Annotated in this window: 12 protein-coding genes; 5 read left to right on the top strand and 7 right to left on the bottom strand. The window is 69.8% G+C overall.

Annotated elements, in window-relative coordinates:
* The first annotated feature begins 294 nt into the window (after positions 1-294).
* From ACFQ3T_RS02515 to ACFQ3T_RS02495, 5 genes are all read left to right on the top strand, one after another.
* A complete protein-coding gene (locus tag ACFQ3T_RS02515) occupies positions 295-1,332 on the top strand; it encodes a hypothetical protein (protein ID WP_380719292.1) in 1,038 nt (345 codons plus the stop codon).
* A 38-nt stretch (positions 1,333-1,370) separates the two neighbouring features.
* Positions 1,371-3,620 carry a hypothetical protein gene (locus ACFQ3T_RS02510; RefSeq protein ID WP_380719289.1) on the top strand — a complete coding sequence of 750 codons (2,250 nt, stop codon included), beginning with the start codon at positions 1,371-1,373 and terminating at the stop codon, positions 3,618-3,620.
* A 1,554-nt stretch (positions 3,621-5,174) separates the two neighbouring features.
* On the top strand, positions 5,175-5,318 hold the full coding sequence (locus ACFQ3T_RS02505; RefSeq protein ID WP_380719287.1) for a hypothetical protein: 144 nt from the start codon (positions 5,175-5,177) through the stop codon (positions 5,316-5,318).
* A gap of 37 nt (positions 5,319-5,355) precedes the next feature.
* Positions 5,356-5,613, top strand: a complete 258-nt coding sequence (locus ACFQ3T_RS02500) for a hypothetical protein (protein ID WP_380719285.1) — start codon at positions 5,356-5,358, stop codon at positions 5,611-5,613.
* A gap of 81 nt (positions 5,614-5,694) precedes the next feature.
* Positions 5,695-6,066, top strand: a complete 372-nt coding sequence (locus tag ACFQ3T_RS02495; RefSeq protein WP_380719283.1) for a hypothetical protein — start codon at positions 5,695-5,697, stop codon at positions 6,064-6,066.
* Between the two features lie 110 nt (positions 6,067-6,176).
* On the opposite strand, the gene ACFQ3T_RS02490 is transcribed toward ACFQ3T_RS02495, so the two are convergent.
* From ACFQ3T_RS02490 to ACFQ3T_RS02460, 7 genes are all read right to left on the bottom strand, one after another.
* A complete protein-coding gene (locus tag ACFQ3T_RS02490) occupies positions 6,177-6,569 on the bottom strand; it encodes a hypothetical protein (protein WP_380719281.1) in 393 nt (130 codons plus the stop codon).
* An 85-nt stretch (positions 6,570-6,654) separates the two neighbouring features.
* Positions 6,655-7,392, bottom strand: coding sequence for a peptidoglycan-binding domain-containing protein (locus tag ACFQ3T_RS02485; protein WP_380719278.1), 738 nt, complete (start codon positions 7,390-7,392; stop codon positions 6,655-6,657).
* On the bottom strand, positions 7,393-7,563 hold the full coding sequence (locus tag ACFQ3T_RS02480) for a hypothetical protein (protein ID WP_380719275.1): 171 nt from the start codon (positions 7,561-7,563) through the stop codon (positions 7,393-7,395).
* An 82-nt stretch (positions 7,564-7,645) separates the two neighbouring features.
* The gene (locus ACFQ3T_RS02475) at positions 7,646-7,939 is read right to left on the bottom strand and encodes a hypothetical protein (protein WP_380719273.1); all 294 of its coding nucleotides are present in this window, start codon (positions 7,937-7,939) and stop codon (positions 7,646-7,648) included.
* A 50-nt stretch (positions 7,940-7,989) separates the two neighbouring features.
* The gene (locus tag ACFQ3T_RS02470; RefSeq protein WP_380719271.1) at positions 7,990-8,493 is read right to left on the bottom strand and encodes a hypothetical protein; all 504 of its coding nucleotides are present in this window, start codon (positions 8,491-8,493) and stop codon (positions 7,990-7,992) included.
* 12 nt (positions 8,494-8,505) lie between these two features.
* Positions 8,506-9,075 (bottom strand): hypothetical protein, encoded by a 570-nt coding sequence (locus ACFQ3T_RS02465; protein ID WP_380719269.1) that lies wholly within the window; start codon positions 9,073-9,075, stop codon positions 8,506-8,508.
* Positions 9,076-9,097: 22 nt separating this feature from the next.
* On the bottom strand, positions 9,098-12,487 hold the full coding sequence (locus tag ACFQ3T_RS02460; RefSeq protein WP_380719266.1) for a hypothetical protein: 3,390 nt from the start codon (positions 12,485-12,487) through the stop codon (positions 9,098-9,100).
* Positions 12,488-12,500: the final 13 nt, after the last annotated feature.

The raw sequence follows: 12,500 nt of genomic DNA, 5'->3' as shown, positions 1-12,500 counted from the left end.
GCGGTGGCCGCCAAGGTCGCCCACCGCCGCGCCCGCGCACGCCGAACGCAGCCGCGGATTCGGGGCCGCCGGGCGCCGAAGACCACGACCACGACCACCACCCAGCGTTCCCCACGTGAGCGAGTACCTGGCTCGACCGGCGAGCAGCGCACCACCCGCCGTCGCCGGCAGGGGCCGGCCACGCTGCCCCCGCGCCGCCGGCCCAGGCTGGTTCGCCGCAGGAAGCCGGCCGCCGAGAACACGACGTCGCCGCAGACGCGTAAGCGTCCACCCGTCCCGAGCTCACCCCGCGCGGTGAAGAAGCAGGACGGTACCGGCACGCCCCGCCGTCCGCTGTGGTCGCGGCTGGTCAAGCCCAAGTCGCCCGCCAAATCCCGCCCCGCCACGAGCGCTTCCACCACCGGGAAGCCCGCGGCCGTCAAGCCCAAGCCCAAGCCCGCAGGATCCAAGCCCGCCTGGGTGAAGTGGCGGCCCATCGCCCCGAAGATCGCGGGCAAGCCCAAGCCCGCCGCCTCGAAGTCGCCCACGTCGAGCAGGCCGAAGGCCGCTCCGACCAAGCCCAGGCCCGCCACGTCGGTGCCCAAGCCGACGTCGAAGCCCGCCACCACCAAGTCCAAGAACCCCGCCGGCAAGAAGCCGCGGAAGCCGCGGAAGACCACAGTGAAGAAGGACCAGCCGAAGCCGTCCCGCCACGCGCGCCGCCTCGCGGCGGCGGCCAACCGCGTGCTCGCCCGCCGCGAGCAGTACCGCAAGAGCTGGTACGACGAGGTTGCGTTCAAGTGGGGCGACGGCTCCAAGGTCGACTGGGAGGCAGAGGGCCGCAAGCCCCACGAGACGGTCGACGCCACCCAGCCACCGAAGCCGCGAGCCGTCCCGCTGCCACGCACAACCGCCAAGCCCGTCAGGTTCCCGAAGATCAACACCCAAGGAGGCACCGTGTCCGCGGAGCAGGTCGTCACCAACTACTTCGACGACGCGAAGGAGGCGCTGGAGGCCGCGTTCGCCCGCCTCACGCAGGACATGGGCGCGATGCTCGAAGGCGAGCGCGCCGACATGAACTGGACTCACGTCGTGGCCACCGGCAAGGAGAAGATCGAGTTCTTCGAGACGTTCGGCCGGCTGACCAGGGAGTACGCCGCGCTGTTCGAGGACAAGCCGGCCATCACCGGCGCCTTCGGCGAGACGCTGGCCGAGCTGGGCCAGCACGTGCACGACACCGGCGAGAAGGTCACCGAGGCGATCGACCTGGTGAACAACGCCAACGCGGAGCTGGTCAGCCACGTCACGGACCCGCAGGCCGGCTACCAGATCTTCAACGCCATCAAGGACTGACTCGACCCAGCAGGGTCCGGCACCGAACGGGGATCGCCATGAGCTACGACGACTACGACTACGAGGAGGAGACCGCCGCTCCCTGGTGGGCCTTCCCTCCCCTGGCCGCGGTGGGGCTCTACGCGGTCAACATCGCCACGACCCTGCTCGACGTCGACGCGCTGTGGGTGGCGGGCATCGGGGCAGCGGCGGCGACGGGTATCACCGTCGCCGCCCGGTTCGAGGTGCTGGAGCCCGCCGTCCGGCCGCACGTGACCACCTACGCCGCCGCGACGTCGGTCTACGCGGCGGCGTGGTCGACCTGGGCGACGGCCACCTCGCCGTTCTCGCAGCCGTCGATCATCTCCCTGCTCATCGGCCTCGGCGTGGCGTGGCCGCTCTACAACGTCGTGCGCCGCGAGCACCGCGAGGCACTGGAGGAGATCGCCCTCCAGCACATCGAGGTGCAGGAGGAAGAGGAGCGCATCGCCCACGAGCAGGCCTTGGCGCAGATGGAGGAGCGCTACCCGCACCTGGTCCTGGAGGCCGCCGCCGCCGTGAACCTGAAAGGTCTCCACATCGAGCGGGAGATCATCAACCCGGCCGGGTACACGCTGGTCCTGCACCTGGACAACGGCACGACACCGGCCACGGTCAAGGCCAGGTTGCCGCGCCTGGAGCAGGAGGTCTCCCGGCTCTACCTCAACCGCGACGGCGAGGCCCTGCCGACCGGGTCGGTCACCCTGGAGCAGAAGAAGGGCTCGCCGGCGTTCGAGATCCTGTTGCACGTCCGCGAGCGCGACGTGCTCGGCCAGAACCACCCGTTGGAGTACGACAGCTCCCCGCTGTCGTGCCTGCACCCCTACGACATCGGCCTGTACGAAGACGGCGAACCGATCATGGTGAACGACGCCGGCGGCCACGAGTGGATCGTCGGCAGCATCGGCTCCGGCAAGGACGGCCTTCTCAGGGTCAAGTTCCACCGCTGGACGCGCATGGTCGACCAGGTGCTCTGGGTGCTCGCCGAGGACAAGTTCTGGCCGATGGTCGCCCCGTGGCTCCTGCCGTGGGCTACCGGCCGCACCGACAAGCCGATCTTCGACTGGGTCGCCAACTCCCGCGACGAGATCGACCGGATGCTGCTCGCCGCCTACAAGGTCGTGGACTACCGCCAGGGCATCTACCGCACGGGCGACAAGCTGGAGATCAGCCGCCAGCTCCCGGCCATCCGCATGGTCGCCAACGAGATCCACAAGATCCTCACCCCGACCTACAAGCTCGTCACCCACCGCGGCGACACGATGACGCGCTCCGAGATCTGGTACGAGATCGACCGCCTCGGCCGCTCCGAAGGGATGTGGGAGACCAAGGCCGGGCAGCGCCCCGTGGGCTACGAACTGGGCTCCAAGGGGACCAGCATCAAGGCGGTCACCCGCAACCGCTACATGCTCGGGCCGACCACGACCAGCGAGGCGACCTACGCGCTGGACTCCCTCAAGGGCGTCGACCTGTCCAAGCTGGAGTGGCCCGGCAACCTCTACGCCAACCTCGACAAGGTCGTCCGCCCGATGGCCGGCCGCGTCCGCAACTTCCCGTACGAGGACGTTCCGGAAGTCGCCATCGCCCACACCCCGCTGCGTCCCGACCTCGACCACGGCACCGCCCAGTTCCTCGGCCAGGACTACGAGGAGCGCTGGACCGACCCTGCCCGCGTCGCCTACATCGCCGACTACTACCGCAGCGCCGACGGCGGCGGGCGCGAGGTCGTGATGGCCGGCACGACGCGGCAGAAGACGGCCGAGCGCCCCGCCACTCCCCCGCCGGCCGCCCGGCCGACCCCGGCCGCGACCGCGAGCGAAAGTGCGCTCGGACCGGTTCCCGACTTCGCGAAGGCAGCTCGGGAGTCGCTACGTCGTCGCGGAATTCCGGTACCCGACGAAAAGCCCTCGGGAGAAGTCGGCACTGTTTCAAAGCCGAACGACACGACGGACCCCGACGACCCGTTCAGCGCGATCGTCGGAAACTGGGAGGTCACCACTTCGGAGCGTGAAGTTCCCGAACCGCTGAAGACCATCATCGAGAAGTTCCCGACGCAGCAGTTCGTGTCATCCGCAGACCTCGCTGCGGCGGTCGGCGTAACCCCCACCGAGCTGGGCTTGACGCTCGCCCGCCCCCCGTTCAACATCCGCCGGGACAAGACCGCCGCCCGCCGCCCGGAATACGGGATGCAGCCCACGCGCGGATTCGACATGAACCAACTCCGCGCGGTCGCCAAGGAGTTCCTGCGGGGGGAGCGCACCGCAGACTGACTCTGCACTCCGCGCACGAAGGGCGCCCGCCGACGACCAGCTCGGCGGGCGCCCTTCGTCGTGTGCGCCGCAGATCGCCGCAGAGTCGCCCGAGCCTGCTCGGCGCAGACCGCCCGACCTCGCAGCCTCGACGCCCGCAGAGCGAGGGCATGGTGCAGCAGGCGCTCCGTGCCGATCCGCAGACCCGACCGTGGCCGTGCGGGCGGCCGGGAACCGGTGCCGGACCACCAGGTCGCAGGCCGACGAGCTGCAGAGGAAGGGGCGCGCGCAACGTGGACCTGGTGCCCGGCCACCGCGCCGCCGATGGGCGTGCGGACCGCTCACCGCCGCGTTCCACACGATCCCGCCCGAGGGTGCCGCGCGCTGGTCGATCCGTCACGGGTCACCGGCGGGTGTAACGGGTCGCCCCGCGGTTGCGGTCCCCCGGACGCCCAGAGGGGGGACGTCCCCCCTGTTGTGCCGCTACGTCGCCTGGACCCGTCACATCCGTTACAGAGCAGGTCAGAGCCGTTACAGCGTCCCGCTACACGGCCGATACGCGACGTTGGGCGTTCCGGGTGTGTCACGGCACGGCGTTACGGGTTCGGGTGTGGCCCTCGGCTGATCCACCGATCCGCCCGAGGCGGACGTCGACCTGGCGACGGGGCGAGCCGTGCGACCCGGCTGGCGACAGCGGGGATCACTCCGGGCGGGATGCCCCGCTTCGGATCCGCGCTCTGCGGCCGCCCGGTTCTGCGGTGCCACGTCGCCCGCGGTCCGAACTCGACCACCTGGGCGTTCTGCACTCTGCACTCCCCCGCGACCTGCGGTCTGCGGGTCACTCTGCACTCTGCACGAGCTGCGCGACCTCGACTCTGCACGCCCGCCAGAGCGTTCTGCGGACTCCATCCCGCAGGACGCTCGGCGGGACGGCCGGTCGATCGCAGAGGTCCGCCAGCCGCACTGCACCTCCCGCTCGGCGGTGACGGGCTACAGCGCAGAGCCTGGGTCTGCGGTGTGGGGGGCGACGAGTCTGCGGTGGACCACTGCAACCTGCGGGGTATCACCGTGCGTCGTCCCACCCCCGATAGGTCACCTCGAATGGAGTTCCGGCCGATGGTCCGGTCAATTGGCAAACGATCGTATTGTTTTTGTTTTAAGTGCTTCAGTCTTTGAGTCCGATATGCGACCATAAGTCCATGAAGGACACGGTGTCCTCGTTGGCGAAGCTCTACGCGGATTGCATCGGCGACGAGTGCGAGAACTGCGGCGCGGGAGTGGACGAGCGTTGTGTCCGCCCCTCGTTCAAGGGTGAGTTGGTCGTCCGACAGACGCCGTGTCTGGCAAGAATGAAGACCGACGTGAAGCGTAAATCCCCGGCAGGCTCAGCGCGCCCGCCGTGCCAAGCGGCAACGTTGTTCTGATCGAGGTTCCGCGAGGGTGTCCCGCGAATGTCTGGAGAGCGTGAGCGTGAGGCGGCGCAGTTCACCCGTCTGGCCCTATTGACGACGCGTTGAGTAGTGCGTAACGTCTCGTGTGTCAGCAACACACGAACTGCCTCACCGGAGGAGAGACGTGCACACCGCTGGAGACCTCGCGAAGCGAGCCGCCGAAGCCCGCGGCCCGCAGGACCGGCAGCAGATCCGAGACGAACTGCGCCGCGACGGACACACCACCCTGGCCGACACGCTCGGCACGATCGGCCACCGCACGAAGTGAGCGACCGCGAACCGCATCCCGGAAGGGGAACCCGATCATGACCACCATCTCGGCGGCACCGGCTGACGTTCTCGCGCTGGAGGAGACCACCGACGCCGTAGCGGTGGAGTACGCCACCGCGGACGGCCAGAACGCCGACACCGACTTCTACGACGTCTACGCCAGCGACGGCGGCGGTGGCGGCAGCTACTTCGACACCCTCAGCCGCGAGAACCTGCTCCTGCTCCACTCGCGCGGCAAGGTCGAGATCTTCGACCGCGTGACCCGTGAGCCGTGGAACCCGGAGACCTGCTGACCCGCTGACCCACGTGCCCGGCTCGCCATCGCGGCGGCCGGGCACGCTGCGTTGACGGGGGAGTGGGCCACCATCCCGCCCATGACCGCAGACCAGCTCCCCGAACGGCCCGACATCACCGCGGCACTGGCCGCCGACGTCGCCACCGCGTTGGAGGGCGCCGACGTCGACGCAGCCCAGCTCCCGCCACCCGCGGACTACATGGAGCGGGTCTTCACCTGGATGAACCGCGCCGCAGCCCTGTACGAGTCCCTGGTGGTGGCCCTGATGTGCTCCCCGGTCGACCTCGAACGTGTCGCCGCCGCCGTCGCCCGTTCGCCCCACGCCGAGCTGATCAGGGTGCGAGCCACCGACATGGTCAAACCGGGCTGCGTCCTCGTGGCGACGCCGTGCGCCTGGCTGAGCACGGCGGATCCCGGTCCGTGGCCGGAGCCGGCCTCATCGACCCCGTAAACGCCGACGAGGCCCCCACGCCCCGGCGAAGGGGAGTGGGGGCCTCGTTCATCGCCCGGCGGTGCAGCGCCGGGCGATCAGGGGGCAGGTCATCCTGCCTGATCGGGGGATCAGTGCCGGGACGCGGGCCGGTTCTCCGGCGCGTCCTGCGCCTCCAGCTCGGCCAGCGTCTTCTTCAGCACCTCGGCGACCAGCGCACCGGCCTTGCCGTCGTCCAACTTGCCCAGCACCGGGGCGAGCGAGGCCAGCAGGTTCGCCACGGCCGGGATCTCCGACGCCTTGGCCACCGCCGCCCGCGCGGACGCCACGTGCGACGCCTTCACGCCCGCGACCTTCAGCACGACCAGCAGCGAGGAGACCAGGCCGCCGACGAGCAGCGCCCGCCAGTCCGCCTGGCCGACCTGCTCGGAGGTCTCCTTGGCGGTGTAGATGCCGCCAAGCGCCTGGACGAAGGTCCAGCCGACGCGGTCGAGCAGGTCGGCGAGGTCCAGCTTCTTCAACATGAGCATCCTTCGTGTTGGGTGAACGCGTCCGGCCCGTAGCTCGTGCTACGGGCCGGACGCGGGAGAGCGGGGGAGTGGGGGAGGGTCACACGCTGAACAGGTGCGCCCAGTCGTCGCTGTGGCACTGACCCCACAGGGTCGTGTGGTTCGGCCGGTAGCGGCGCTGGAACTCGGCCATCGCAGCGGTCGTCGGCGGATCCCACCGGCCGTCCGCCCACTCGGGCCGCCGGTCCGACGTGCACCACAGCGCCTGGAGCTTGCGCTGGATCGCCGTCACCCAGCCGCGCTCGTGCGCGTAGTAGCCGCCGTGCTGGCGCTCCGGACCGCGCCAGTCGCCGAACCAGTGCCCCGGCTGCAGCGGCCACGCCGGGACGGACGGACGCGGGGGAGCGGGCGCCGGAGGCGGCGTGACGATCCCACCGCCGAACCCCGGCAGGTTCCACGCGCGGCCGTCGTCACCGCCCTGGCTCGGCGCCTTCACCGAGATGTGGAAGTGCGACCGGTGCTTGTTCTCGCCGTAGTACGTGACCCAGCGCGGGTTCTCGAAGTGCCAGTACAGCCCGTTGGCGATCAGCTCCAGGATGCGACCGTCGCCGCTGGCCACCAGGACGTCGGTGAACTTGTCGATGTCCATGCCACCCGCGGGGTCGTGGGTGATGTCCATCGCCCGCACGATCCCGTTGGAGTCCGGGTTGTGGAAGCTTTGGGTGCGGGCGTGCGCGGCGTCGCCGATCGTGCCGTCGCTGATCTTGGACCGGTTCGGGCAGGCGGCGTTGATCTGGTTCCGCAGGGCGGTCAGGGAGTGCGCGAGTCGCCAGCTCATCTACTTGTCCCCTTCCTTGCGCAGCGGAGCCAGCGGCTGCGCCTCGGGGAACTCCGGCACGGTCCGGTCGACCGGGTAGCCGCAGATCCCCTGCCGCTCGTCCAGGTCGTCGTTCTCGACGGACGGAGTCGGGATGTCGGGGTCGTAGTCGTCTTCGACGGGGTGGTCCACTGTGGACGTCCTCCTGTTTGCGGGCGCGAAAAAACCCGCCAGCGGGTGCTGACGGGTCGGGTGTGGGGGAAGCGCGTGCGCGCTACTTCTGGAAGATCAGATTGATGACGCCGGTCACGACGCCCGAGCCGAGCAGGGTCATGAAGGCGAGGCCGGCCGAACCGCGCCACGTTCTGCCGTGGCGCTGACCGTGGGTGAGGTCGTCCTTCAAGTCCCCGACGTCGCCCCTCAGGCGGACGATCTCCGCCTCGGCGGCGGCCGTCCGTCCGGCGACCGTTTTCAGCTCCTTGACGTCCGACTCCAGGCGCTCGATGTGAACCTGGTGCCTGGCCAGCGTCTCGCCGTGCCGGTCGAGCTTGGCGTCGATGCCGTCCAACTTCGCCTCGACCCGGCCGAAGGCGTGCTGCACGCCGCTGAACCCGTCATTCACGCCGACCGCCCTTCCGGGTCGCCGGCTGCGGGCTCGCCCGAGGTCGCGGGCAGCGGGTCGCCCACCACGACGTGCTGCCAGTCGACCGCGCCCAGACAGGCGCCGGTGGCGGGGTCACGTCCCGGCCACGCCGTCGAGACGACGCGGTAGTGCACGTCGCCCACCGCGATCTCCTGACCCTCGCGCAGCGGCGCCGGGTACCGGCCCTCGCTGAGTAAAACGCCGGCCCCGTCGTAGACGCGGATCGCGGCGGTGGGGGAGCCGTGGGTCAGGCGCAGCCCTCCGACCATGCCCGGTACCTCCGGCGGGGAGCTGGACATGGTGAGCTCGGCCGAACCTCCGTCCTCGGCCACCGCGATGTCGATCAGCGTGTGCTCCCAGGACGGATCGAGACCGGGCAGCACGATCGCCCGCTGGAGCAGTTCCGAAAAGGACGTCGGCAGGAACGTGCCGCGGTCCGGCGTCACCGTTACGCGGATGGTGTGTGAAAAGTGCGACATTCGACTGTTTCCTTAGAACGGAGCGACCCACTCGATTGACGCCCAGGTGCCACCGAAGCTGAGGCCGAGATCGAGCGTCACACCGGAGGACTGGAAGACGTCGAAATACACGCTCGCTCCGGCGGCCAACGACACGGGCGGCGACTCCACCGTGTAGAAGGCGTCGAACGCGCTGGGCGGGGGTGCGCTGTAACCCGCGACGGTGTTTGCGTTGCTCGTGCCGTTGACGAAAATCTTGGTCGTGCGGAGCCCGGTGGCGTTCGCAGACCAGTCGGTCCCCATGCGGATGACGTACTTTCCCGACGTCTGCACGGAAAACCTGTTGGCGGAGCCCGGAGTCCACAAGTTGTCAAAGTCGTAGACCTCGGCGTGCCAAGGCACGATGAGGTCGGTGGAATTGTTGACCGGCTGAGGACTCGTCAGCTTCACCATCGCCATAGGCTTGTGCGACACCCCGCTCGCGGCGGGCTTACCCTGGGTGAGTTGGGTCAACGTGTCGATGTTGACGGACAGGTTGTTCAAATCCGCCTGATGGACCAGGACTCCGTCCACGAACGATGTCGGCGAACTCATGGCGGGCATGGAGGTGACGTCCCTCCTTTCCTCAGTAGATCGGCGTGGTGCTGGACCCGAGAACGCCATGAGTCGGATCGCCGAGAACCCACGCGCTCGGAACAAAAACCGGCGAGAGCTGAAGTTCCACAGTCCACCTGCCGATATCGGGATCAGTGGTGTGGTTGATCTGCTCCACGTAGTAGTCGGCGCTGGTGACGAGTCCGCCGGTACGGCGCTTCACGGTGACCCGAGTGCTGATCTCCAGGCTGAGGATCGCCGGCCACAGCGCCGGATTCGCCGCCGGGTCGAGCACCATCCGCTCGACCCGCACCCGTTGCTGGCTGTAGCGGTGCAGGTAGAACCTGCCGGCTTCCGTGACCTGGTCGTCCGAGTCGGCCTGCATGGCGTGGGACAGGATGCGCTGCCCGAAGTCGGCCTGGGCCGCCGCGTTGATCAGCGGCGGGAAGGCGTCCTTCCCCGGTCGGCTCAGGTTGACCTGGGAGAAGGTGAACGTGGGGTCGTAGTCGGCGGCGAAGTCCACGTAGGGAAGCTCTCCGGCGTCGACGTCCTCTCCGAATGTCCACTGTGAACTCTGGGTCTGGTAGCGGGATTCGCGTGTCTCGAACACCACGACGCCCGACCGGTTGGCGTAGAGCAGACCCCGCTCGGACTCCTGGATCTCCTGCAACACCTCCAGCAGCATCCGGCCGTGGTAGTCGTGGTCAGCGGCCATCCGCAGCCGCCCGCCGGTCGCCACCAGCGTGGGGCCGTCCCAGTAGGCATCGAGCAACCGCTGGACGCGGCCACTGCTGGACTCGCCCACGTAGCCGACGCCGCGCTGGTAGTGCGGCCACAGGTCGCTGCTGAACAGCCGCCGCGGGTAGAAAGCCCACCGCCCGAAGGACACCTGCGCCTGTGGATGCCCCTCGGAGGTGGCCACGGCCACGTGCGCCAGCACGGTCATCCCCAGGGTCGGCGCGGACGGCTGGGTGGCAGGGGTGCTGGTGTCGACAAACTCGCCGTCGAGGTAGACCGACCAGGCGCCGCCGTCCCATCCGAGGGCGAAGTGCCGCCACGGGCCGTACACGTCCGCGCCGTACAACCCGTTCAGCGAGTAGTTGGCGGTGATCTCACCGGTCGGGTTGTAGAAGAACAGCAAGTTGCCACCGTTGGAGTGCACGTTGGCGTACGGGCGCAGCGGGCGGCCGAACGTTCCCGGCAGCACCGTCGAGTCGCCGGGCTGGAACACCCCGACGCCGCCGATCTCCACGAACCCGGCCACCGGGCGCGCCCAGAACTCGATCGTCGCGCCGGCGGTGTGGTCGAGGGTGAACGGGCCGTCGACCAGGTCCATGATCGTCCACTGCTCCGGATCCCATCCGCGTCCCGGCGGGTCGGTGGCGTTCTGCTGGGTGAACACGGGCGCGGGCGTGCCGTCCGGGTGGCTGTCGGAGGCCCAGTTGATGCTGCCGCGCGAGCTGATGCGGTACTCCGGCCTGGCGGTGGTGCCGATGCCCAGGTCGGTGCTCGACACGGGCGGCGCGTCGTTGCTGAGCGGCAGGTAGATCGACGGGTTGTCGCCGAGCACCACCGCGTCGTAGCTCTGGCTCACCGTGGTGCGCGACAGGATGCCCAGGGCGTCCACCGCGGTCAGCGGCCGGATGCCGCGGGTGCCGTGGTGGTCGTACTGGATGGGGAAGCGCTCGATGTAGCCGGTGTAGATGTCGTAGGGGACCGGTCCGGTGTCGCTGTAGGGCGAGGGGTTGAGGGCCATTTCGAGCTGGGTGCAGTCCACCCAGAAGCGCGGCGCGGCCGTGCCGACGCCGTAGATCACCACCGGCTCCAGCGTGTCCACGCACTGCCAGGTCACGTAGATCCGCGTCCACCGCTCGCCAGTGGCAGGGCTGGAGGTGTGCACCGCGCCTGCGGCGTCGGTGACCTGCGCGTACACGGTGACGCCCGGATCGGCCCAGACGTACGTGCTGAAGGTCATCGTCAGGCCGGGTGCGGTGTCGAACCGGTCGACCACTCCGGACTCGGCTCCGGGCGCGGTCTGCGTGACGCGCAGCGACCGTGGCGCCTGGAACCAGTGCAGGGTGGACCAGAGGCGGCCGGCACCGTTGAGCGACTGCCAGCGCCCCGTGCCCGAGCTGAAGTTCGGGTCGCACCCGGCGGCGGCGTTGATCATGTTCCCGCCGGTGGGCCACAGAGCCACCACCCGCATCCGCCGGTAGCTCTGGATCTTCCGCCCGCCGGTCATGAACGGCGAGCCGGCGTTGAGCGGGTGCAGGTACTCCAACGGGTCGGTGATGTCCAACATGCACGTCCCGGCGGAGACCTGGTCCAGCTCGTACTGGCGGCCGCGCTGGGTGACCCACTGGCGCACGACGTTGCGTCGCACCGGGGCGTTGAGGCTGACCCTGTTCGGGCCGGGGACACCCGGCGGCCCGGCGGTGAAGTCGGCCTCGAACAGCACCACCGGCCGAGCCGGATTCGGCAGGGTGTTGGTCAGGGTGCTGACGGGCAGCGGCGTCGCGCCGCCACCGGCGATCTCCGCGCTCGGCCTGCCCGTGCGGGTGCCCGCGGGCCGGTCACCGGTGACCGTGTTCCCGATCGCCGCGCTCGGCCTGCCCGTGCGGGTGCCCGCGGGCCGGTCGCCGGTGACCGTGACCGGAGCGCCGTTGAGCACCCTCGCGTCGGGCGCGCCGGTGCGGGTGCCCGCGGGCCGGTCCACGACCTTGACGTCCTCGTTCTCGCCCCGGTAGAGGACCAGGCCGCCGGCCCAGAACCGCGAGGTGCTGAGCACTGGGCTCCACTGCTGCGCGGCGGTGGTGTCGGTCGGGATCTTGTACGCACCCTGCACCGAGGCGTTCGTGGAACCCGCGGGCGCGAACGACGCGGTCAGGGTGTGCCAGGAGTCGCCACCTGCGGTGTCGGCGTCCTCGGTGTAGACGTCGGTCGACAGCGCGGTGCCGGACAGCAGGCCGACGACCATCAGGGAGGACGGCGGCTCGGCGGCCGGGGTGACGGTGAAACTCGGGGACGCGCTGACGCCCGTGCTGGGCGGCCCCGCCTGCCACATCCAGGCGGTGGGATGGGCGCCGCTGAACTCGTCCACCGCCAGCGCGTAGTGCTCTTGGTCGGCGGGGTGGGTGACCGTGATGAGGTCGCCCGCGAGCAGAGCCGTGGTGGTCCGGCAGGAGAACATCGCGTTAATGCCCAAGCTGCTGCCGTTGTGGGAGAGGTCCAGCTGGTAGGTGTTGCCGCGCGAGTCGGCGACGGACACCACGCCGGTCCCGTAGCCGTAGGCCGCGAACCGCACCACGAGCAGCCGGCCAGCGGCCACGCCGCCAGCCGGGACGCTGACCGACAGCGTGGTCGCCGTCGTGGAGACCGAGCCGGCCGTGCCGACGTTCTTGACCCAGCTGAGTGGAGCCACAGCGGATCACCTC

This window comes from Saccharothrix hoggarensis (genome assembly GCF_042678885.1).
In the GTDB taxonomy this organism is placed as follows: Bacteria; Actinomycetota; Actinomycetes; order Mycobacteriales; family Pseudonocardiaceae; genus Actinosynnema; species Actinosynnema hoggarensis.
The sequence above is the reverse complement of the archived record's forward strand: the minus strand, read 5'-3'. Positions and strand labels throughout refer to the sequence as shown.

Bases quoted from the DNA above. Each gene is read 5' to 3' on its own strand.
- ACFQ3T_RS02510 (WP_380719289.1), top strand. From the start codon at position 1,371: ATGAGCTACGACGACTACGACTACGAGGAGGAGACCGCCGCTCCCTGG.
- ACFQ3T_RS02500 (WP_380719285.1), top strand. From the start codon at position 5,356: ATGACCACCATCTCGGCGGCACCGGCTGACGTTCTCGCGCTGGAGGAG.
- ACFQ3T_RS02495 (WP_380719283.1), top strand. From the start codon at position 5,695: ATGACCGCAGACCAGCTCCCCGAACGGCCCGACATCACCGCGGCACTG.
- ACFQ3T_RS02490 (WP_380719281.1), bottom strand. From the start codon at position 6,569: ATGTTGAAGAAGCTGGACCTCGCCGACCTGCTCGACCGCGTCGGCTGG.
- ACFQ3T_RS02485 (WP_380719278.1), bottom strand. From the start codon at position 7,392: ATGAGCTGGCGACTCGCGCACTCCCTGACCGCCCTGCGGAACCAGATC.
- ACFQ3T_RS02470 (WP_380719271.1), bottom strand. From the start codon at position 8,493: ATGTCGCACTTTTCACACACCATCCGCGTAACGGTGACGCCGGACCGC.
- ACFQ3T_RS02465 (WP_380719269.1), bottom strand. From the start codon at position 9,075: ATGCCCGCCATGAGTTCGCCGACATCGTTCGTGGACGGAGTCCTGGTC.